Origin of the sequence: Aquimarina brevivitae (assembly GCF_004216895.1) — a bacterium.
GTDB lineage: Bacteria > Bacteroidota > Bacteroidia > Flavobacteriales > Flavobacteriaceae > Aquimarina > Aquimarina brevivitae.
The window spans coordinates 92,678-117,181 of the sequence record NZ_SGXE01000002.1 but is presented as its reverse complement, the minus strand read 5'-3'; the positions used below and the strand labels follow the sequence as shown (position 1 = coordinate 117,181).

The following is a 24,504-nucleotide window of genomic DNA, read 5'->3' as shown; positions in this document are numbered from 1 at the left end:
ATGGCAAGGACTCCATCAAATATGCTTCCTTTAGGCACTAAAGCACCTGACTTTAAACTGCTTGATACGGTTACGGACGAGCGTGTTAGTTTGGCAGATGTCAAAGGAGAGCACGGTACTGTAGTGATGTTTATCTGTAATCACTGCCCGTTTGTCATCCACGTCAATCAAGAAATTGTACGTTTAGCCAATGATTATAGAGCACAGGGATTTGGCTTTGTGGCTATTAGCAGTAACGATGTGATAAACTACCCTCAGGATAGCCCTGAAAATATGAGAAAAGTAGCGGAGAAAAATCATTATACCTTTCCCTATCTTTATGACGAAACTCAGGAAGTTGCTAAGCAATATGATGCAGCCTGTACTCCAGATTTTTATCTTTTTGATGCAGAATTACAATTGATTTACAGAGGTCAACTTGATGACTCTAGACCAGGAAATGGTATACCCGTTAATGGTAGAGACCTAAGACAGGCCTTAGATGCTGTATTAAGAAATGCAACGGTTTCCAAAAATCAAAAACCAAGCATAGGGTGTAATATCAAATGGAAAACTGAAAAACCATAAGGTTATCGATCTGCAATGAGTTGAAGATGTGCCAGATGATGCTCCCCGTGCCAGGCATAAATACCAATATCTTCAGCTAGTGTAAGGGTAACATTGCCTTCAGGGTGAATGAAAGCCCTTTGAAGATCATCCTCTAAGCTTAGCCCTTTTAAAAAATACACCCACTTAGCGTGTAGTGCTTTGATGAGGTTAAGGGATAATTCAACCGGAGCAGATTTTGAATCAAAGAGTTCTGCCCAGGATTGTTCATTATACGCTTTAATAACAGGTGTATCTTCTGTCATTGCCCATTTGAAACGTATATATCCGTTATGATGACTATCGTGAATGTGGTGCACCAGCTGTCTTGCATTCCAACCACCGGGTCGATAGGTAGCTGCCCAATCTTTTTCGTTAAACGGACGTATAAGTTTTTCAATACGTTCTGGTAACGTTTCTATGCTGGCTATCCATTGCCTAAGTAGTTCTTCTGATATCAGATCAGGGCAAGAAAATGTACCGATCGGGTATTGTAGTTTATTCAATTTTGGCATAAACTAATTCTTCTTTTGTAAAAAGGTCTGTCAAGGTCAGTACATCCTCAGTCACCTCTACAATCTTGTATTGATAAATACGTTCATCCATAGGTACCCAACAGGTCAAAACACCGTCTTCAATTTTTGTCTTAAGTCGGTTTCTAAATTTTCCATTATAAAAGTTGAAGCGGATCGTACCGTCAAACACAATATAGTCATTGGTACTTTGCACAAACAACCATTTGCCTTGTAATGCTTGATAGGTCTCCTTATTGTAATATTTATTATCCAATAGGGATTTCATCTTAGTAGCATATTTTACAAAAGCGGTTTCAGGTTTTACATCAGCTAAAGGTTTACCTGAAGTTTCTTTTTTAATTTCTTTACCGTTATCAATGTAATGTTTGGACTCAAAGGCTACATAGGTAGTACCGTAGTCATAAACTTTCTGCCCGTTAGCTGCGGTAGTTTCAAAATAAGGTCGATGCTGATATATAACGTGAATCAATTCGTCATTCCAAAAATAAAACGTTGTTAGTATGTCAGCAGTTCGATACCCAACCTTTCGTACTATTTTTTTTAGCCTTTCGTGCTCATAATATCCATTAAGTTCAGCTCCATGATCTGCCATGCGATCAAGAAATTCTTCTGGATCCAGGGTAAAAACTTCAGAATCACTATAACCATCAATAATCTGCACTTGATCATTAATAGCCGTAAGTGTCTCCTTGTTTACTTGCCCAAAAGCTACATTAACCAAACAAACTAATACTAGGGGAAATAGTGTTTGTCTCATAATCTAATATTCTAAAATAAGGTTACATCATTCAATAATAATGCCACTTATCAAAGACAAATATCTAATTAATAAATTAAAAACCTAATGATTTAGCGAACTAATTATCAACAGCATATATCGAAAAATACTTGTAAATAAGAAATTCTTATGTAAAAAATAAAAAAACTCATGAATGCTTCAGGAGTTTTTTTAATAACTATTTAGAGGCTACTATTATTTTACCTGCATTAATTCTACATCAAATATCAAAGTTGCATTAGGTGGAATTACACCTCCGGCACCGCGAGCTCCATAGGCAAGGTGAGCCGGGATTACAAAACGTGCTTTATCGCCAACACTAAGTAGCGCAACACCTTCATCCCATCCTGGAATTACCTGTCCCGCACCTAATGAAAAGTCGATAGGTTGATTTCTTTTATACGAAGAATCAAACACGGTTCCATCTGCTAAACTTCCTTTGTAATGTACTGATACCATTTTACCTTTTTCTGCTTTGGCACCTGTTCCTTGTTGGATAATCTTATAGCGCAAACCGCTTTCTGTTTTATCGAACCCAGCGGCTAGTTCTTCTAACAACTGCTCGGATTTCTTTTTAGCAGCAGCCTCGCGCTCAGCTTTGGCTCCGTTGAATTGTCGAAAAGACTCCACCGCGTTAAATTGTTTCGCCTCCTCACCTACACGCACGATTTCTATAGCATCTATGGTATCACCCTGAGCAATGGCATCTACAACCTCTTGCCCTTCTACGACTTTACCAAAAACAGTATGCTTACCATCTAACCAAGGCGTAGCAGTGTGTGTTATAAAAAATTGACTTCCATTAGTCCCTGGTCCTGCATTTGCCATAGATAATACCCCTGGTCCATCATGCTTAAGATCGGGATGGATCTCATCATCAAACTGATATCCCGGACCACCGGCGCCTGAGCCTTGTGGGTCACCCCCTTGGATCATAAAATCTGGTATCACTCTATGAAATTTAAGTCCATTGTAATATGGTTTACCCTGTGGTATGGCGTCATTCTCCAAGTTTCCCTCGGCCAGACCGACAAAGTTACCTACCGTTCCTGGTGTTTTAGTGTATTCAAGATCTACGAGTATTTCTCCTTTTGGTGTATTAAATTTAGCGTATAAACCGTCTTGCATAGTTCTATTTTTATGTAATTTTTGAGATAAAAAGGCAAAGATAAGGATTTAGGTACTGAAGCAAAAGATATTACTTTAATTCAGCCTGCCTACTTACTCAAGTGCTTTTTTAATCGCCAATGCTTTATCGTAATGATAAGAACTTTCAGATTGTAAAATGCGATTTAAAATTTGTTGTGCTTCTCTCCTATTTCCTTGTTTTAAGCTTGTAAGTAACAAATACCAATTTGCTTTTTCACTTTGTAAAGTGTTTGATTTTGCTAGTAAGTTAAATTGGTTTTTTGCTTTGCTGTATGCGCCCACTTCAAGATATGAAATCCCCAAATAAATATAAGATAATGGATTTATGACTTCACTTTGGGATTGGTAGTTTTCAAAATTCTTGATAGCTTCTTTATAATTTTCATTATCAAACAGCGATTGTGCTTTATCCAGGATTCCTCCTCCTGAATTCCGGGTAATCATGGAAGGCAGCTCTTCTTTATTTATATATTCTGCATATAAATCACTTGTTCCACCATCTTTAAAGATTACAAATGTCGATGCAAGCAACACGGCAAAAGACGCGGCAATGGACAACCAAATAAATTTTCGTCTGTCATTATTTTTGCGGTCCGCTATAACCGCTGCAATACTATTTTTGACCTCATCAGCTTCGGTACTTTGATAATATGCTTTGAATCGTTTACCCTCTTCACTATCAGCTACAGCCGCTTTATTTGCCAATATCCAATCTTCATCAGAAAGTAGCGCCCGCATATCTTTTTCGAGTTTTACCTGATCTTGTAATTCTGGATTCAATTGCAATTCCTCTTCAAAACGTTCCAGTTCTGCAGCAGTTAATTCTCCATCCAGGTATCTGTCTATATGTTCAAACACGTCTTTCATAATTCTTTAAGATGCTTAAACCTTACATCGTTTGTGATCATTTTAGTCAGTTGTGATTTGCAATTAAAGATACGTTGCCTTACCACATTGTCTGAATTATACCTTAGTTGTTTAACAATATCCTTATATGGAGTTTTTTTAAAAAAGAGTTTTAACAAGGTTTTGCAGTTCTCTGATAACTCTAAGAGCTTTTCTTGAAACAACTCCCACTTTTCTTGTTCTAAGGTAGCTGCTGTCATATCCTCTGCTTCATTATAGAGTTCCACTACCTCTTGATTTGTTACTACCTTTTTTCGTTTATTTAACTCTCTTCTCCATAAATTTCTGCAAGCAGTGAATAAAAAGGCCTCAAAGGAAGATTCTATGGATAGCCCTTTAACCTTATACCTAGCGATAATTTGCATCAATGCTTTTTGAAATACGTCTTCTGCGTCTTCTTGCTTCCCTTTATTTTTTAACACAAAAGAATGTATTTTCGGAAACACCACTGTATATAGCCGCTGCAAAGCTATCTTATCCCCATTGGCGACATCATTAAGTAGGCTTTCGTTATCGGACATCTATTATTTTAACTTTTTTTTATACTTTTGGACCAATTTTTGTATGATAAGGGAACATACTAATAATTTTAAAACAAAAACATATTTTTATGAAAAAAATCGCTTTAGTACTCGTAGCGATTCTTGTGATTGGAATACAAGGATGCTCAACAGAAGAACAAGAAATTAACGGAAGTGAACAATCATTAACAGTTGAAGAATCTTCTAAGCATTGGCTCAATACTGAATGGTGCAATTTTTTTGTACGTTATCCAAGAGAATGGACACCACAGCAAAGAGACGATTTCGAAGCTTATGCCAGAGAACATATGTTTAGTCGAGTTCTTGTTCTTAATGAGGATGCTTGTATAGAAGTAGACGAATGGCGTGTGCCTTGTCAAGAGTTGTATGATGTCATTAAAACTGATGGACAAAACAATGCTACTGACGCCAAGGCCGTTGTAGAAAATGATCCGACGACAACGCCTAAACCCGATGACGAAATGCCAACTATATTAGGGTATACACTTACATTAATAGACAATACCGTTTATAATTCTTGTGAAGAAGTACCACTCCATGGAGGTATTTAAGAAATATTTTATTGTTCAATACACTACAAAAAATGTAAGAAGGCGACCTCTCTTTCCCTTCTTACATTTTTTTACTTTCCTTCTCATTTCCTACACTTCATTTGCTCAGGATATATCAACTGCATTAGATATTATACTATCCAGTACGGCTACTGATTCGATAAAAAAAATTCAATACACTCAGTTATTTAATCACTATAAAATTGATAATAATTTTAAACAACTTGGTGATGACGCTCATGAATTGGGTAAATATTATTATCGAAAAAAAGATAAAGACAACACCATTTTATATACTAAACTAGCAATTGATGCTAAAAAAAAGGCAGTTCCCTTTGATGAGCAACTATTAAAAAATAGTTATCTTAATTTAGGTTTTGCTTACAAAAAATACGAACAATACGATAAAGCAATTGTAGCTATTACTAAAGCTGTACCTTTTAAAAACAAAAAGTTGAATATCATAGGGTACGGTTATTTATCAGAAATTTATGATATTCTGGAAGACCCCTATAATGCCGTTGAAAACCAGCTCAAAATATTTGAATTTCTTGACCCAAAAGTAGATCAAGAAAAAATAATTAAAAACCACATTGAAGTAGCATTTTCCTATAGAAATATGGGGCAAAAAAAAACTAGTAAAGAGGTTATTCGGCACCTTTTAACCGCTGACTCTTTATCGAAACTCCTTAAAGAACCCAACCAAAAAGATAGTTATTTAATCCTATTAAATTTAGGAGTCCAATACCACGAGAGAGGGGATGAAGATTACTTGATAAGTAAAAATAATAAAAACCTTCTCAAAGCGATAAACTACTATAAAAAAAGTCTTACTATAGCAGAAGAATTAGAACACAAAGGCTTATTATCTTCTACCTACTACAACCTAGGATTAGCCCACGTGGATGTTGACACTGATAAAGCTATTACTTTTTTTAACAAATCCTTAGAATTGGTGGATCAGGCACCTCATTTATTAAAATTAATTTATTTTGGTAATGGTAAGGTTGCTTATAAAAAAGGAAACTACACTAAAGCAATCCAATGCTACAAGCAATCAATTGAAGCCTTTTTTGACGCTAAAGAAAAAAGGCCTAATTGGCAACCCAATCAACAACAGTTAAATGCTGTAAAAGAAAAATCAGAATTATTAGAAGTGTTAAAAGCCAAAGTAGAAGCGCATATAGATAATGCAGGAACTACTAAAGATGCTACTTCTTACCATAACGCTTTGGCTACTTTAGATTTAGCTGATAATCTTATAGAGCTGATGTTGACCTCCGATGCCTCACCGCAAACAAAACTTCAATGGCGTGATCTCGCTTCAGAGATTTATATTTTAGGTTTAGAAGCATGTTATCAAGGTAATTTATTAGAAAAAGGCTTTTATCTCATGGAAAAAAATAAGTCTTTACTATTAATGAAGGACCTAAATATCGGTAAAGCAAAACTTCCGGAAGCTTTGCTTCGAAGAGAATTGGAGTTTAAAAATAGTATTTCTTTTTTACAAGAAGAAAAACAAACAGCTACCGGCACCAAAAAAGATGCTATTGCTATTGCAATTTTTGATAAAAAAGAAGAATTACGTCGTTTTCACGATTCCATATCCCACTATTATCCTGGCTATTTTGTTTCAAGAAAAATGCCAGATGTTTTACCATTATCAAAAGTAAACGTCAAAAGTAATGAAATCATTATTCAATTCGCTATGGCAGAAAGAATGGGCTATACCACTCCATATGCCTATGGAATGATTATATCTAAAGATCAGAATAAGCTCTATAAAATAAACAATATTGCTACACTAATCGATGATATTAAAACACTCAGAGGTCTGCTTGATAAACCTTTCCAAACAATAGAGGATCAAAAAAACTATAATGCTAAAGCATTTGCCATCTACCAAAACCTGTTTCCTGCTGAACTACGAAGAATAGTAGAAGGTAAAAAAGTAACCATCATCACCGATCATGTGCTAAACTTTATTCCTTTTGAGGCTTTACTTACCAATACAGATCAACCTGCCTATCTTATTGAACAATGTCAAATAGCTTATGCGTATTCTTTATCCTTTCTTGAAAAAAACTCAAGCCTTACCAGAAAACCTGAACATGATTTGTTTGGTGTTGCTCCTCTTAAGTTTTCCAACAACTTAGCAGCGTTACCCAGCAGCAAACAAGAACTTGAAGCTATTGAAAACTACTATAGCGGAAGCTTACTTTTGGAAAACCAGGCAACAAAAGAAAATTTTATAACCGAACTGAACAAGTATAAAATTATCCATCTGGCAACGCATGCAGATGCCTCAGATCAGGTAGCTCCTTGGATTGCATTTCGAAATGAAAAATTAACCGAATTAGAACTAAATAGTTTGCAAAGTCAGGCAGAACTTGTCGTACTAAGTGCCTGTAATACTTCTATAGGAGAAATTCGACGGGGCGAAGGGGTGCTAAGCCTGGCAAGAGGTTTCTTTAAATCTGGAGCCCATACCGTTATACCCACCTTATGGAGTACTAATGACAAGACAACTGCAGAAATCACCAAAAACTTTTATAAGCACCTTAGTGAAGGAGCTACAAAACCCGAAGCCTTGCATAAAGCCAAATTGGAGTATCTTAAAAATCATAAGGGTGCAGAAGCTTCTCCGCACTATTGGGCATCACTTATTCTTATTGGCGATACTGGGCAATTACTACCCCAACACAATTACCAAATAATACTGCTTTGTATCGGTTTGTGCCTAATAATTATCTTCTTGACTGCCTATATCTATCAACGAAGGAAAAAGTAACTTTTTATTTTTTTTGATTTTTTTTAAAATTCCGTAGTAACAATTTTATGACCTAAAGAACATCAGTGTAGTTAAGTAAAAAAATTATAAAGCTACACTATGATTTCAAGACAAATACTGGCCTTTCTCCTACTAGCAGGACTTACTTGCTTGGCGCAAGATAATAGCCAAAATGATCTAAGTATTGATTATGGAGGGGAACTCTCCAGAATCGCAGCTGCTGCCAAATCACCCGAAACTGCAGCATTTCAACGCTATGGTAATACCGACGTAGGTTTGTATACAGGTACTGCCAATGTTAGTATACCGCTTTATCAACATACCGGCAAGGAATTTACTCTACCAATGGCATTAACCTATGACGGTCAAGCTATAAAGGTAGAACAACAAGCTACAAATGTTGGTTTAAGTTGGAATCTAAATATAGGTGGACGTGTTTCGAGAATTGTCAACGGAATGCCAGACGACTATATTTTTTCAGATTACAATACCATTTTCAATACTACTATTAGAGCTTCTTATCTGCAGTATAGAGAAAATAATTTTTCCTTTGACTCCGCACAAGAAGCAATTGCGTATTTTGATTTTCTAGAAGATGTTAACGACAATAGAATAGACATAGAGCTAGATTACTATAGTATCAATGCCCCAGGTTTAAATGATATGGTGGTAATTGACCCTGAAACCCTTACAGCGAAATGTTTAAAAAATCCAAGAAATAAAGTTACCTATCTTGGATCTGGATATATAAATAAATGGTTAGTAACCAGTGAAAACGGTACGCAATATATTTTTGAGGAATTAGAACTTACAAAAACGCAAGGTAACGATGCTGGCTCTGTTGGAGGTATTGTAAAAGAATATGTGTCTTCTTGGTTGCTTACCAAAATCATCTCTCCACTTCAACAAGACACCTATGAATTTAACTATACCAGTACTGGTTATTGGTCAGAGCCATTTACCTCATCACCGGTTAGCCACGTTACCAACCAATTAAGAGAAAACCCCGGAGGACACACTATAAGTGCAGCTAAGGGTGGCTCATTCATACCGCAAACTTGGATAAGTCAAAAGATGCTTACCTCAATAAGCTATAATAACAATCTTTTGGTTTCTATGCTATTAAAGAACCGCTTGGATTTACCGTTGACGGTAGCTTCTGCGATTGATGAAATTACTATTCACGCTCCCAATTTAGCAAATGACAGCCCGCCAGTTTTAAACAACCCAATAAAAAGAGTAAAACTTTATCACAGTTACTTCGGTATTACGGCTAACGAAAATCCCGCCTCTAAGCACCATATGGAATTGCGACTTAAGCTCGATCAAGTTGAAATATTTGGTAGCTCAAACACCGAATCCAAAACCTATTCCTTGACATACATTTCACCCCAACAACTACCTCATAAAAATTCGCGGGCCCAGGATTACTTAGGATATTATAATGGAAAAAACAACGATGTACTGTATCCAAGTTATGTAAAAAATGGTGATAAATATACAGGAGCAGACCGAACTCCCGATTTTGGATATATGAAAATAGGAATGCTTTCTAAAATAACATATCCTACGGGTGGGCATAGCATTTTTGAGTATGAACAACATAGAGCTATTACTGGATCCTCTGCTACAACCGAAACAAGAGAAGTTGTATATGGATCATTAAGCCTAACCGGTGGTGAAGATGAAACTAATAGTGCAGTTTGTGGTAGTTACTGTATAGATAAATACCAATTCCCTCCAAAAATTAATAGTTCGGTATTTACCATACCAGAGGGCTATACCTACGAGTTAGAGTATAATATCGAAGGACAAAATAATGCGGCTGCGTATTTGTTTAAACATATGTCAGACAACCCTTCTTCTCCTGCATATAATGCTGATCCGCTACCCTATAATCAAATCATAAATCAGTCGACTGGTCAGTATTCGGTTAACATGCTATGGAGTTCCTATGGTTCTGCTGATAAACGACAAATTTACCTAGCGGCAGGAAATTACCAACTAACCCTGGTAAATGCCATGAGTGGTTATCAATATGTACGGGTGTATCGAGAAGAAACTTTTGATACCTCAGAGAGCAATGGCGAATTTCTAAAAGCAGGATTACGAATAAAATCAATAAAAGATTATGAAGACAATGCAACCCTAGCCTCTTCTAAAGTATATCGATATACCACCAGTAGTAATGGCAGCTCTGGTAGGGTTATTTTCAATCCTAACCTAGCCTATACGGTGACCCGAACAATGTCAGATGGTATAGACAATCAAATCATTACAACCTTACATAGATTATCCGGTAGCTCAAGTAATCAACCCCACGTGGTATATCAAGCAGTAAAGGTTATACAACAGAGTACTATGCCTACTGCAGATGACCATAATGGGTATACGTTTCATCAATTTAATATAGGCTCCGATGGAATAACATCTTTTGGCAAAAGACCGTATACCAATAATTTTGTAGCCAACTACAAGGTAGGTAAAGAGGCAATAAATTATGTTTTCAATAAAGATAACGACACCTTAGCTACCAGTGAAAGCTATTATGAAAACCCATTGTATTATTCGACAGTGAGTCTATCCTTGGATCACAATGAAGACAACAGTACGAAGTACATTCAAATTTATTTTGACGAGTCCACAAATCAATATAGATATCGCTATTTAGAACCCCTATGGACTGGTGGTAGTTTAGGATCGACCTCTGATGTTTTAGGACCTAACGGTACTGCAGCCTCTCCTGCTCCGATGCCTCCACCAGCTTGCGACGATCCAAATAGTATCTGTTTACAGGATTTTTCGTTATCAACATTACAACTGCGTAGAAACCTAATTCAGGCTGGCGCGGGTAATCTAAACCAAACGATTTCCACACAGTATTTCGAGGATAAAAAAGTAACCACGATCAATGAAACGGATTTTGACCCCGCTATCGATTATCTTCCCAGAACCACAAAAAAAGTGTTAAACACCAGCGATAGTTTACAAACCACATTTTATTACCCAAAGGATTTCTCCTCTACAGCACATATGGCTATGGTTGATGCCAATAGATTAACTGAAGTGGTCAAGGTAGAACGTTTTCAAGTAGATAGTATTGGTGGAGAACAGACCACTACGCTACTGGGACAAAAACAAACGCTATACCGACAAGAAGGCAACGGTCTATATGTACCTTCAGAAATCCAGGTAGGAAAAGGCGCATCAGAACCTGAATCCAGAATTGTATATCATAAATACGACAGTAGTCTCAATCCTATAGAAATAGCACAGCCAAATGGCATCCACAGCATTTTTATTTGGGGATATCACAAGCAATATCCAGTGGCAAAAATTACCAATGCCTCATATACTGATATGCCACAGGATTTATTGGATTTAATCGCTGCTATACAGGCTGACTCTGATCAAGAAAACACCAATCTAGAAGAAATAGCATTACAAGAAAAGTTAAATACCCTAAGGGCGCATCCCTATTTTTCAAATTCAGCGGTTACCACCTATACCTATGACCCGTTAATCGGAATCAAAAGTGTAACTGATCCACGCGGGTATACCACTAGCTATCAATATGATTCTTTAGGGCGATTACAGCTTATAAAAGATAACGATGGCCATCTGATTTCAGAAAACAAATACAATTACAAAAATTAAATCGCTAAGAGATGAAAAAATTATATATATACTTAATACTATGTTTACCATTTGTAGGATGGAGTCAATTGATGCCACCATCTGGTGGAGATGATTGTAGCGATGTGGATCCCAATGCTACCCGATGGTATAGAGATGCAGACGGAGATGGGTACCACGGATTACAATCAATGTGTTCCGTTACTAAGCCAAATGGTTATATCGCTAAAGGAACCTTTGACTGTGATGATACGGATAGCTCTGTAAAAGGGTTAAGAACCTGGTATCGTGATGCAGACGGTGATGGGTATGGTAATAGTGCTGATTCTAGAAAAAATTGCTACCCCATAACTGGATACGTAAGCAATGCCAATGATTGCAATGACAATAATCCTAATATTAATATTGATAAAGTATGGTATCGAGATGCAGATGGCGATGGGTATGGTCTCTCAAATAACTCTATCACTAGCTGCACTCAACCTAGCGGCTACATCAGTATAGGTGGAGATTGTAATGATACAAATACTGCGGTTAATCCTGGGGCGACTGAGCCATGTATTAAAGATAATATCGATAACAACTGCAACGGTCAGATTGATGAGCGAAGTGCATCAACCACCACATTTTCTATTGTAAAAAACTGTGGCAGCACAACAATTGAAAAAGGAGCGCATAATCAGTCCTTTGAAACCTGGTATTGGCAGAATAGTGCTACAGGGACCAGTACTACAAATGCCAGTCAAAGCTTAACCAAAACCTCTGATGGTACTATCTATCTTAGAGGTAGAAATAATGCCTCAGGATGTTGGGGACCATCAAAAAGAATCAATTATACGGTAAACCAAAAACCTGGCAAACCAACCGCTACCATAGATAACCAATGCGGCAAAACTGTGCTTAAAAGAGGAACACCACCTAATGGTATCACTTGGTATTGGCAGAGTAGTTCCGGAGGTACCAGTACAGCAAATTCTGCTGTCGCAATTACCAGAACGACCGGAAACACTTATTATTTAAGGGCTAGGAACAATACATCAGGATGTTGGAGCGCAACAACCGTACTCAATTATACGATACACCAAAACCCTAATATGCCCTCGGCTCCATCAGTTGCTACTAACTGTGGTAGTACACTACTTACTCGAGGCAATCCACCTAGTGGAGAGACCTGGTACTGGCAAAGTACATCTGGAGGCACTAGCACTACTAACTCGGCTACTTCTGTAACCAGAACTAGTGGTGATACCTATTACCTGAGAGCAAGAAACAATAGCACACAATGCTGGAGCCCGGCAAGATCGGTATCCTACCAAGTACATGCTATACCGAATGCACCTGCTTTGAACAACATTACAGTTGTCAACAATTGTGGAGCCACAATCTTAACAAGAGGACCCGTATTGAACACGTTTACCTGGTATTGGCAAAGCACTGCCAACGGAACCAGCTTAGCTAATTCCTCAGCTTCTATCACCTTAACAAGCGGTAGCAGTTATTACATTAGATCCAGAAACAATAGCACCGGATGCTGGAGCCCAGCTACTACAATAAACTATACCATTGATCAAGCACCAGACTGGTACTTAGACGCCGATGGAGATGGTTTTGCGATTAGTAAAATTACACAATGTACCAGTCCTGGTCAGGGTTATACCACAACAGCGCTTCCGCTAACTGACTGTAATGATAGCGATGCAGCCATTCACCCAAATACCGTTTGGTACCTGGATACCGATCAGGATAATTATGCAGCAAGTACTGTTGTGCAATGTGCTAATCCGGGTATAGGCTATACAATTATTGTGTTGCCAGTTACAGATTGTAATGATGCTGACCCCTCTTTGAATCCGGGTACAGTATGGTATGCAGATACTGATGGTGATGGGTTTGGAGATGCCGATCAAACCCTACAACAATGTACCGCTCCAAACGGTTATGTGGCCAACGCTGAGGATCTTTGTCCGGCAGTGGCTGGTAGTTTTGAAGGATGTAGCGCTAGGCCCTATCAAGCACCTGTATTTAGTAATGAAAATTATGTGTTTACCAGAGCCTATCAAGTACCTCTCACCGATAGCCTAGACATTCAATACAATAAAGATGTTGTTGAAAGTATTTCTTATTTTGATGGTCTTGGGCGGGCCAAGCAACAGATAGGTATCAAAGCTACTCCTGACCTTAGAGATATCATTACCCATATCGAATATGATGGTTTTGGCAGACAAGACAAGCAGTATTTACCGTTTGTACGTAATTCAGCACCGGGCAGCTATCAAACCGTAGATGTAAACACTGCTATTGGTGCGTACTATCAAGACAAGTATCCTGAAGATTTTACTACAGCCATGGGTATAACCATAGCCCCTAACCCCTATGCAGAAAGTATTTTTGAATCCTCCCCACTAAATCGTGTGGTAGAACAGGGGGCTCCGGGAACCGCTTGGATGGCCCTACCGGATTCAGATCTCGACAATACCATAAAGTTCGATTGGGATACCAATAACACAGAAGAGGTAGTCTACTTTAAAGTAGGATTTACCGACGGTAACACAGAAGCTCCAGAATTGGTACAACAAGGACATTACCCGGCAGAAGAGTTGTATGTTTCCATAACCAAAGACGAAAACTGGCAGCCTACGGATGGAGACTTAAGAACTACGCGAGAGTATAAGGACAAGCAAGGCAGAGTGATCTTAAAAAGAACATTTATAGACACTCCCCCCTTGGGGGAGACGGAGGGGGTTGACACCTATTATGTGTATGACGATTATGGTAACTTAACGTACGTACTACCACCCAAGGTCAATACTGACGATGGCGTATCTTCAAATGAGCTCAATGAGCTCTGTTATCAGTACAAATACGACTACCGCAACCGACTGATCGAAAAGAAAATACCAGGTAAGGGTTGGGAGTATATCGTATACAACAAACTGGATCAACCTGTACTGACTCAAGATGCAAATCAACGTGCTAATAACGAATGGCTCTTTACTAAGTACGATGTTTTAGGTCGTGTAGCGTATACAGGTATAAAAAGTGATGATCGTGATCGCCTTGTACTACAAGATGAAATCAATGCTTTTACCGGGAATCTATGGGTAGACAGAGATGTAAGTCAGCTTATAGGTGGCGTAGCGATGTATTATAATAACGGAGGTTATCCCAATACATTAAGTGCAGAAGTATTAACCGTGAATTACTACGACGATTACGAAGTTGGCGACATAATTGTTTTTAATCCAGCAAACGGCGCTGGTACCTGGGAGGGTATGACAGCTACAGCTAATGCTAAAGGGTTACCCACCGTATCTCAGGTTAAAGTTTTAGAAACCGAAACCGACAATTGGATCACCACAGCTACCTATTATGATAACAAAGGTAGAGCCTGGGAAACACACCTGGTTAATGAGTATCTGGGTACAGAAGATTGGGTCTTAAATAAGCTTGACTTTGCCGGTAAGGTGTTAAAAACCCGAAGTATGCACATCAAAGATGGACAAACCCTGGTTACAGTAGACACCTTTGAGTACGATCATATGGGTAGGCTCTTAAATCAACAACAAACCATCAACAACCAGGATACAGAGCAGATTGTAGCCAATACCTATGACGAACTAGGACAATTAGTTTCCAAAAACATAGGAGGCCAACTCTCCCCCTCTGGGGGAGCCGGAGGAGGCTTGCAACAAGTGGATTACACCTACAACATCCGTGGCTGGTTAAAAGGTATCAATGATGTCACCAATTTGGGTAATGACCTGTTTGGGTTTGGGATCAATTATAACGATCCGCAAAACGGAGCTACGGCTTTATACAACGGTAACATTAGCGAAACGCTATGGAGAACGGCTAATGATGATATACAGCGTCATTATACCTATGACTATGATGCGCTTAACCGTATTACCGCAGGTACTAGTAGTGACAACCGTTATAATCTAAGTAACGTATCCTATGATAAAATGGGTAATTTACTGACACTACAACGTGGTGGGCATATCAACGAAGCTGCTACCAGTTTTGGGGTGATGGATGATCTTACCTATAGCTACTATGATGGCGGCAATAAGCTAAAAGCAGTGGCCGAAGCATCACCAGAACCTTTTGGATTTACCAAAAATGCAACAACAGGTACAGACTATACCTATGATGCTAATGGTAATATGGTTACGGATAACAACAAGGGTATCACTGGTATTAGCTATAACCATTTAAATTTACCGACTACTGTTAACGTTAATACCAATGCGCATAACGGAAATATTACCTATATTTACGATGCCACCGGAGCAAAACTAAGAAAAATTGCAACGGAGGGAAGTGCTGTGACAACAACGGATTATGCAGGTAATTACATCTATAAAAATGGCAATCTGGAATTCTTTAACACGCCCGAAGGGTACATCGAACCCACGGTCACCTCGAGCGGAGTCGAGAGGTATGACTATGTGTATCAGTTTAAAGATCATTTAGGAAACATCAGACTCTCATACGCAGATAACGACAAGGATGGGAAAATTGATGTTTTACGTAATGACGCAGATGTTGACGGAGATAATGACAATGCACACGAAATATTGGAGGAAAAGAATTATTACCCTTTTGGCTTACAACATAAGGGATATAATGACCTAATTGTATCGGAGCATAATTATGGATTTGGTGGAAAAGAAGAACAAGATGAATTAGGCCTAGGATGGATTGATATTACAGCGCGTAATTATAACCCTGAATTAGGTCGTTGGATGAACCTTGATCCATTAGCTGAACAGATGCGTAGACACTCGCCTTATAACTATGCTTTTGATAATCCTATCTACTTTATGGATCCTGATGGGATGATGCCTGTCAGTGGTGGAGATGATGACGTCATAAAGAAAGTATCTAATACAAAAAGAGCAGGCAATCGAGTTCAAAGAGACGTTAGCGTAACGGTTACTCTTTCTGTTGTCGCTGGACCAAATGATGATTTAACTAAAACAATGTTTAGCAAAAAAAGTGGAACAATTAGTTTAAGTAATTTTGAGGGTAAAGCCTCTGCGTATAATGTTGATGCCGATCTATTATCAAACGATAATGTTACTGACTTTAATATTGAATATAAAGTAGTGAGTTCTTTAGATGATGTCGGAGAAAACGACCACGTAATGATGCTGGTTGACGAAATTCCAGCACTTACTGCATCTGGAAAAGACCCAGTCGGAAAAGCTGAATTAGGAGGTAGAGTATCAGCAGTAGAAAGAGGAACTTTATCGAATGGTTCTTTTAATGAAGCTTCTCAACACGAATTAGGGCATAATTTGGGTTATGGTCCTGGACACTCAAAAGGAGGAGGATTAATGGGAGCAAGTATTAATGGAAATACAGCTTTATCCAAAATAGACCGTGGAAAAATGGTTGGAGGAGAATATGGAATGTTAGTCCACTCACAAGGTGATGGCACTTATAAAGAATCGAATAATGGAGGAACTGAATATAAAACGTCAATAAAGACGCAAGCTCAAAAATTTATAAAGAAGAATAAAATCACACAATAAGATGAAATTTAAATATCATTTTTTATTGTCTTTTATAATATTGACAGGTTGTAATAATAGCCAACAAAATAAGGTAATAGACTTTAATAGTTTTGAAATAACAGTTCCTAGAACTTGGAATAAACTTGATGTAAAAGGGATTGATTCTTATGTAGGAGGTTTTTCTACTAATTCAGGAGACAGTATTTTTTTTGATTACGGAAATCATACATTCAAAATGGATTTAGTACTCAAGGTTAATGACCTGAAAGAATACAAAAAATTAGATTCTATAGGTTTTGAAGTAAATGATTTAATATTTTCAAAGTATCCAAATATCGACCAAAATCAAGGAACTTTCCACAATGAATATTATATGTATGATAGTATTGATAATTATCAAGCAAAAATTAGTGCGCCTAAAATAATCGGAAATGGTACAACAGGAATTTATTTTGAAGGTTTGCCGAAAGGAAAAAATCTCTATGTATATGGTAACAACCTAACAGATAATGAACATAGAGAACTTCTTAAATCATTTAAAACGATAAAGATTAAATAAAAATAAACCTGACCCGCTCTTCGAAGTTTGTAACTTCGAAGCATGTAATGATTGAAAATCCAATCGGGTGGAAATGTTTTCCGTGCGGTTCACAAATACGATTTATTAAATTAAACAAAGACCAGATCGCTCGGATATGATAGCGCGGAAATGTTTTCCGTGCGTTTAATAAAGACAAAGACCAGCTGCATTGATGTGGCTGGTTTTTTTATTAACCAGATAGCGCGGATTTGTAATCCGTGCGTTTAATAAAGACAAAGACCAGTTACATTAGATTGTAGCTGGTTTTTTATGCGATAGACTTTAGTTTTACATCCAAGCTCTTCAAAGTTAATCATCATCAAATTTTCAATTTCCTGACCTTAGACAACGTTCTGACATTTTGTAAAAATAACACGGTAGTCCATCTACAGCAATGCAATTGAACTCTTTTGATTGTCCGATCAGCAAACTTTGATCCTTTTATAGCCTAAAGGATTTTAGATCTGTACTATGAACTTCATTTGATCAAAGTAGTGTCAAAATACACAATATTCTATTTTTTTAACATAACTATTAGATTATTGTGATTTTTTGATATCTTAAATTGTTTATTTCATTAATTTAATCACTCAGAATATAAGTTGATGTACCATCAATCTTACTATTCCTTCACACAACTTTTAAAACCAAAAACTCATGATTAAAAAAACAACGTATTTTCTTTTTAGTGTATTACTGCTAAATTTTATTTCTTGTACAGTAGAAGAGCCATTACCTAGTAAGATTGGATCTATAACCGGGGTTCCCTTAGAGCTCACACAAATTGAGGGACAGCCATTTGATGATGGTGTTTTCGAAGCTATAATTGGTGAAACCAAAAGTAGCGTAGTCGTCCAAAACAACACTATCCATTGGATGATACCCCATATAAAGCCTGGTGATCATACCCTTCGCATCCTATACAAAGAACAAGAATACCAGGTAGCAGTTACCATTTTACAACATAAAATAATGAGTGCTCCAAAAGCTTACCTATTAAAAACTATTGAGGAATTAGCTCTTGGCATTACCCCGCTCGAGGTTGAACAAATGACAGCAGCGCAGCAACGTACTTATGCGCAATATCTAAACGCAAACTATACACAGATACTATCCAATGCATCTACTAACGTACATAGCCAGCAGCTTCAAATCAGTCGTAAACTTGCGATTCGTGAAAGTGTAACTTTGACTGTGGCCTCCAAGGAAAAATGGAACAGATCAGGGATATATGCTTTGATAGGTGAGGAATATGAAATTTCTGCTTCCGGAAGCTGGACGGATTGGTATATCGATACCGATGCTAATGGTTACGAACGATGGCATCTTAGTTTAGCCGGTTTTCTTAAACGAGCTCCCAAAGAAAATTGGTTTAAACTCATAAGTGCTGTCGATAGACAGCAATACCATCCAATTGGAGCAGCTAATACGATAACGGTTACGACCGAGGGTGAATTAGAGTTTTTTGCCAACGATATCCTAGGATTTTACTGGAATAACAAAGGAGACATATCGGTTAGGGTTACAAGAATAAAATAAACTAGAGTGTTTTATAAAAGCTATTTCGGGTAGAAGTAGCTTTTGTGTTTTGGTAACTTTATATTAGCACTAGTAATACCATAGTAAGAGTTAAGTAAGGCCAATGATGTTACCAATGCTAAATAAAATCAAGCAAATTTTAAATGCAACTAATTGTAAGGTAAGATTTGCTTGGTTCTACGACCCAGGTATAGAAGTAACAGCGTGGGTAAATAATTTTACTTTTCCCGAGAAAGGATATATAGAAATACCACTTACAGGACCAATTAAAGCAGAGCAACTTAAGTGGCTTGAAATAGACCCTATAGAAACGCAGGTTATTAGCAGGTTAATTGCTCCCAAAAAGATATCACAACTAAAAACTTTAACTGATTTTTTAGCAAAAGAAAATATTATATTTTCATTTGATGGAGAATTAATTAAGATTGAGTTATAGCTAAAAAAGTATAAAAATGAAAAAATATTTGCTTGTTTTAGTCTTAGCAACATTTAGTTGTACACCCAATAAAGACACTATGGAGATCTACTTTTTTGAGCGTGAGGTCTCATCTCAAATACAAGCAGATTGTAACTTAATATTTTCCTTTTATGGACTGAAAAAAATTGAAATTACAGATAATAAAACTATAGCAAAGGTTCTTGAAGAGATGAATAACTTAAAATACGCTGGTTTTGATAAAGCTATAGATGTAAGAACTAAGGTTGTCGTGAACAAAGACACTTTATGTTTTGATACATTTGATAACATATTGGTAAACGACAAACTGGTTGATAGTACAACATCAACCCACTTAATTTCATTAATTAAAAATAGTATTCGAAAAAATAAGGACAATGCTATTATCATTAATAAATTTCCAGAGTTTCAATTCGATAATAAATAATTAAAGGAACGTTACTATATAAAAATATATTTAGTGCTTTTTTAATCAGATAGCGCGGATTTATTCATTAATTTAATATTTAAATAAATAGAAATTCATTCGTTCGCTTTGCTCGAGTTTAATCAGTGCGGTTAAAAAAGATCAACCAATTACATTAGATTGTAGCTGGGATCAAACAAAAAAAGATGGCCATTATTCAAAGACTTGCGGAAGCGGTGATGCTTACTTTCAACAAGAAAACGCTAAATGTCATAAAAAAGGTACTTTGGTAGAAATTTCAGTTAAATAAAAAGTTTTTCAAGAAAAACAACGAAAATTGGACTCGGTTAAAAAATCTAATGGAATAAATTAACAAATGTTATGATGAAATTTAATAACCTAATTTTTGTTCTATTTCTTATCTCTTGTACTAATGTCACAAATAAAAATAACTACCCAAATGTCCAAGAAAATGATGAAAACATTACTTTGAATTTACCTAATGCTATTTTCATAAATGAAAAGATTAAGGACACTATTTACTATAAATCACCTTTAGACACAATTAACATATCTGATATTGAAGAACGTTTTATAATATTTTATACTGCTACTGATACTATGAAATTTAAAAATGTAAAAGAAATCGAATCTACACAACACCAAATGTTTATCGAAGAAGAAAAGGGAATGATACCTTTTACCATAAAGTTTGATCGATTAGGAGATAATTATTTTACAGGAATAATTGAAGATCAAGTTATTTTAGAAAACCTTAAGAATGGTAAAGCACGTATTATTACAAACGAAAGTGTCGTTACGGTTAAAGTAAGGGTAAAAGAAAGAAAAAAGCAAAAGATATAATAGAGTCCTGCTGTACAAATTGTGATTTGCGAATGCCTGTGACTTCGTAGCAAATTATGATTAGTAAATAGCTTTTTAACTATAAATTAAAACTGCGAAGTTGCAAACTTCGCAGAGCTTAGATTTCCTTGATTCTTTAGGGAGTTCAGAAAACAATCCTGATGTAAATTTTCAGGACGGTAAAGGAAACTTTTTAAGAATAGGTTATTGGAACCATATTGTTAATTTCGCAGATTTATATAGCATCAACAGGGTAAAGTTTGATGATCGAATAGGTGAAAATAATTATAAAATTTATCTTAAATCGCATTCCAGAGGAGGAGGTGATCCTCCAACAATAATATTCATGCACTTCCAAGGAAAAAATAAAAACTTTTATAACAGAATTAAATCTAGAATAGAATCATACAAATATGAAAGCGTTAAAATTATCCCTTATAAAAATTAAAGTAATAATAAGTTTCATAGTTTTTATCCTATTTATTTCTTGCAACCATATAAAAAAAATAAACCCTGAATTAATAGAAGGAAACTGGAGTCTTGTAAGAAATGATACTTATGAATTGTATTATTTTAATAATGATGAAATGTATACCTATGAGCCTTACTCTGAGAACATTGTTCATTTTAATTATTTTATAGTAGAAGATTCTTTATATAGATGTTTTGTACATCCTGAACTTCTAAATAAAGATTATGTTTTTTATGATAAAATTGTTAAACTGGATTCCTTTAACTTAGAGTTTAGAAAAATTGAGCTTGAAAGATTGCAAAATTCCCAAGTCGGTTTAGATTCATACCTATTAGGAAAGATTAGTAGGAGAAATTTTTTATTAAATAGTCTTCGCTCAGCAAAACAAGATAGCGCGGATTTAAGTATGTAACCTTATGAGGAGTCAATTTGTAGGTTCAGCCTCTGGAAATAGAATAACACCCGCTAAGCGAAGTGTGCTCTTCGAAGTTTGTAACTTCGAAGCACATTATGATTAGTGAATAGCTTTTTAACTATTAAACTGTAGTGTTCTATACAATAGATACTACAGTTCTATTTTATTGTAAATTAAAACTGCGAAGTTGCAAACTTCGCAGAGCTTAGGACTTTTACTGGAATAACAAAGGAGACATATCGGTTAGGGTTACAAGAATAAAATAAACTAGAGTGTTTTATAAAAGCTATTTCGGGTAGAAGTAGCTTTTGCGTGTTATTCAAAAGTACTGACACAAGTAATGAACTGGCCGAGTAGAATGTATTGAAATCTTAGTAAACCAAAAAGGCTCCGATTTCTCGGAGCCTTGTTACTATGTATTTATTCGTAATCTTAGTTTGCGACTTCACTGATAAACTTGATACGGTATAAGCGCAGTTCTTCATCATCATAATCGCCATCAAACTCCTCAATAGCCAAATCGATTTTATCGTTCTCTGCTTCTAAGAAATAATCGTGTATCTCCTCCTGTTGATCTTCATCCAGGATTTCGTCAATCCAGTAGGTAATATTAAGCTTGGTACCACTGTAGACAATAGCCTCCATCTCTTTGATAAAGTCATTCATCTCCATTCCCTTAGCGGCTGCGATATCGTCTAACGGCAACTTACGATCCACGTTTTGTATGATATACAATTTGAGACCGCTATTGGCACCAGTACTCTTCACCACAAAATCATCAGGTCGTAGAATATCATTTTCTTCTACGTACTTGGCGATAAAGGCCACAAACTCTTTCCCGTATTTCTTGGCCTTGCCCTCGCCCACTCCGTGGACATTACCTAATTCTTCAATGGTTACCGGATACTTCAACGCCATATCTTCTAAAGACGGATCTTGGAATACCACAAAAGGAGGCACGCCTAGCTTTTTGGCAACCTTTTTTCGCAAATCCTTTAGCATTCCGATCAGTTTATCATCCGCCCCACCTTTGTTGGCGCTTTTACTAGCGGTAATAATACTTTCATCTGTGGTATCAGCGTATACGTGATCATCCGTCATCATAAAACTCTGTGGGTTCACCAAAAAGGATTTTCCGGCTTCTGTAAGTTTAATCACCCCATAGGTTTCGATGTCCTTTTTAAGATACCCGGCCACCAACACTTGTCGTATCAACGCCATCCAGTACTTATCTTCTCTGGATTTACCCTGCCCAAAAAAGGACTGTTCATTGGTCTTATGAGAAAGGATCAGCGCATTGCTTTTACCCACCAGGGTATTCACGATTTCCTTAGCCTTATAGATTTCGCCAGTTTTACTAACCACTTCTAGTAATAACTGTACCTCATCGCCGGCTTCATGTTTCTTTTTGGGATTACGAACATTGTCATCCATATCTGCGCCTTCGCCGTGAACCTCATCAAATTCTTCACCAAAATAGTGTAGTATAAATTTACGACGAGACATAGAAGTTTCGGCATAGGCAACTACCTCTTGCAACAGCGCGTGACCAATCTCTTGCTCCGCTACTGGTTTGCCGCTCATAAATTTTTCGAGCTTTTCAATATCTTTATAGGAGTAATACGCCAAACAGTGTCCTTCGCCACCATCTCGGCCGGCTCTACCGGTTTCCTGATAATAACTCTCTATACTTTTCGGGATGTCATGGTGAATCACAAAACGCACATCCGGTTTATCGATACCCATACCAAAAGCAATAGTTGCTACCACCACATCTACATCCTCCATTAAGAACATATCCTGGTGCTTGGCACGTGTTTTTGCATCTAATCCGGCGTGATAAGGTACTGCTTTCACTCCATTTACTTCTAGGGTTTGCGCCAATTCCTCAACGCGCTTGCGGCTTAAGCAGTACACAATACCGCTTTTGCCTGCATTCTGTTTTACAAAACGGATGATATCGGCATCGACATTTTTTGTTTTGGGTCGTACCTCATAGAATAAATTCGGTCGATTAAAAGATGCTTTAAAAGTGTTAGCATCATTCATCCCTAAGTTTTTCAGAATATCTTCTTGCACCTTAGGAGTTGCAGTGGCAGTCAATCCAATAATAGGAATATCTTCGCCAATACGTTTTATGATACTACGTAAGTTTCTATACTCAGGTCTAAAATCGTGTCCCCACTCACTGATACAGTGGGCTTCGTCTACCGCTAAAAAAGATATTTCCTGCTCTTTAAGAAAGTCTACATACTCTTCCTTGGTCAAGGATTCCGGTGCTACGTAAAGCAACTTGGTAACCCCGTTGACGATATCATCTTTTACACGTTTGACTTCTGTTTTGTTAAGGGAAGAATTTAATACGTGTGCTATTCCTTCTTGAGAAGAGATACTTCGAATAGCATCTACTTGATTTTTCATTAGCGCAATCAAGGGTGAGACCACGATTGCTGTACCTCGACACATTAAGGCCGGAAGCTGATAACATAATGATTTTCCTCCTCCTGTAGGCATAATAACAAATGTATTCTGTTTGCTAAGAATACTTTTGATCACCTCCTCTTGTAATCCTCTAAATTGACTAAAACCAAAATACTTTTTTAAAGCATCTTGTAAGTCGGTCTCATTTAAACTCATTAAAACGTTACACTTTTATATACCAATTAAAAATAGATTTCACCTTCATTACGTCTATCTTCCCCAAAAATAGATGTAATAATTTTTCGTTTTCGAATTTTAAAAAAGCCCACAAATATACGTAAACCAATAAATTAA

Annotated in this window: 18 protein-coding genes; 12 read left to right on the top strand and 6 right to left on the bottom strand. The window is 36.9% G+C overall.

From position 1 onward, the window contains the following. Window positions 1-567, top strand: a complete 567-nt coding sequence (locus EV197_RS08325; RefSeq protein WP_130286301.1) for a thioredoxin family protein — start codon at window positions 1-3, stop codon at window positions 565-567. A 2-nt stretch (window positions 568-569) separates the two neighbouring features. Here the strand turns inward: EV197_RS08325 and EV197_RS08320 are convergent, their stop codons facing one another. From EV197_RS08320 to EV197_RS08300, 5 genes are all read right to left on the bottom strand, one after another. After that, window positions 570-1,100 (bottom strand): YfiT family bacillithiol transferase, encoded by a 531-nt coding sequence (locus EV197_RS08320; RefSeq protein WP_130286300.1) that lies wholly within the window; start codon window positions 1,098-1,100, stop codon window positions 570-572. After that, window positions 1,084-1,878: a hypothetical protein gene (locus EV197_RS08315; RefSeq protein WP_130286299.1), complete on the bottom strand. Its 795-nt coding sequence runs from the start codon at window positions 1,876-1,878 to the stop codon at window positions 1,084-1,086. The genes EV197_RS08320 and EV197_RS08315 overlap by 17 nt, the downstream gene beginning before the upstream one ends. Window positions 1,879-2,094: 216 nt before the next feature. Next, window positions 2,095-3,027, bottom strand: a complete 933-nt coding sequence (locus EV197_RS08310) for a peptidylprolyl isomerase (protein ID WP_130286298.1) — start codon at window positions 3,025-3,027, stop codon at window positions 2,095-2,097. Between the two features lie 93 nt (window positions 3,028-3,120). Further along, window positions 3,121-3,915: a zf-HC2 domain-containing protein gene (locus tag EV197_RS08305; RefSeq protein ID WP_130286297.1), complete on the bottom strand. Its 795-nt coding sequence runs from the start codon at window positions 3,913-3,915 to the stop codon at window positions 3,121-3,123. Then, window positions 3,912-4,475, bottom strand: coding sequence for an RNA polymerase sigma factor (locus EV197_RS08300; RefSeq protein WP_130286296.1), 564 nt, complete (start codon window positions 4,473-4,475; stop codon window positions 3,912-3,914). The genes EV197_RS08305 and EV197_RS08300 overlap by 4 nt, the downstream gene beginning before the upstream one ends. Before the next feature lie 89 nt (window positions 4,476-4,564). On the opposite strand from EV197_RS08300, the gene EV197_RS08295 reads away from it, so the two are divergent. From EV197_RS08295 to EV197_RS08250, 11 genes are all read left to right on the top strand, one after another. After that, complete coding sequence (locus tag EV197_RS08295; protein WP_130286295.1) at window positions 4,565-5,047, top strand: hypothetical protein; 483 nt, start codon at window positions 4,565-4,567, stop codon at window positions 5,045-5,047. Next, window positions 5,034-7,838, top strand: coding sequence for a CHAT domain-containing protein (locus EV197_RS08290; protein ID WP_130286294.1), 2,805 nt, complete (start codon window positions 5,034-5,036; stop codon window positions 7,836-7,838). The genes EV197_RS08295 and EV197_RS08290 overlap by 14 nt, the downstream gene beginning before the upstream one ends. Window positions 7,839-7,937: 99 nt before the next feature. Then, window positions 7,938-11,495: an RHS repeat protein gene (locus EV197_RS08285; RefSeq protein ID WP_130286293.1), complete on the top strand. Its 3,558-nt coding sequence runs from the start codon at window positions 7,938-7,940 to the stop codon at window positions 11,493-11,495. An 11-nt stretch (window positions 11,496-11,506) separates the two neighbouring features. After that, a complete protein-coding gene (locus tag EV197_RS08280) occupies window positions 11,507-17,014 on the top strand; it encodes a DUF6443 domain-containing protein (protein WP_130286292.1) in 5,508 nt (1,835 codons plus the stop codon). Window position 17,015: 1 nt separating this feature from the next. Then, entirely contained in the window at window positions 17,016-17,555 is a 540-nt protein-coding gene (locus tag EV197_RS08275) for a hypothetical protein (protein WP_130286291.1), read from the top strand. A gap of 678 nt (window positions 17,556-18,233) precedes the next feature. Next, window positions 18,234-19,115, top strand: a complete 882-nt coding sequence (locus EV197_RS08270; RefSeq protein WP_130286290.1) for a hypothetical protein — start codon at window positions 18,234-18,236, stop codon at window positions 19,113-19,115. A gap of 103 nt (window positions 19,116-19,218) precedes the next feature. After that, entirely contained in the window at window positions 19,219-19,551 is a 333-nt protein-coding gene (locus EV197_RS08265; protein WP_165389026.1) for a DUF6678 family protein, read from the top strand. A 16-nt stretch (window positions 19,552-19,567) separates the two neighbouring features. Beyond that, window positions 19,568-19,999, top strand: a complete 432-nt coding sequence (locus EV197_RS08260; RefSeq protein ID WP_130286288.1) for a hypothetical protein — start codon at window positions 19,568-19,570, stop codon at window positions 19,997-19,999. A 360-nt stretch (window positions 20,000-20,359) separates the two neighbouring features. After that, window positions 20,360-20,842: a hypothetical protein gene (locus tag EV197_RS08255; RefSeq protein WP_130286287.1), complete on the top strand. Its 483-nt coding sequence runs from the start codon at window positions 20,360-20,362 to the stop codon at window positions 20,840-20,842. A 100-nt stretch (window positions 20,843-20,942) separates the two neighbouring features. Beyond that, window positions 20,943-21,290, top strand: coding sequence for a hypothetical protein (locus EV197_RS17050; protein WP_165389025.1), 348 nt, complete (start codon window positions 20,943-20,945; stop codon window positions 21,288-21,290). Next, entirely contained in the window at window positions 21,256-21,726 is a 471-nt protein-coding gene (locus EV197_RS08250; protein WP_130286286.1) for a hypothetical protein, read from the top strand. Before EV197_RS17050 ends, EV197_RS08250 begins: the two co-directional genes overlap by 35 nt. 435 nt (window positions 21,727-22,161) lie before the next feature. On the opposite strand, the gene recQ is transcribed toward EV197_RS08250, so the two are convergent. Beyond that, window positions 22,162-24,366 (bottom strand): DNA helicase RecQ, encoded by a 2,205-nt coding sequence (recQ, locus tag EV197_RS08245; RefSeq protein ID WP_130286285.1) that lies wholly within the window; start codon window positions 24,364-24,366, stop codon window positions 22,162-22,164. Window positions 24,367-24,504 lie beyond the last annotated feature (138 nt).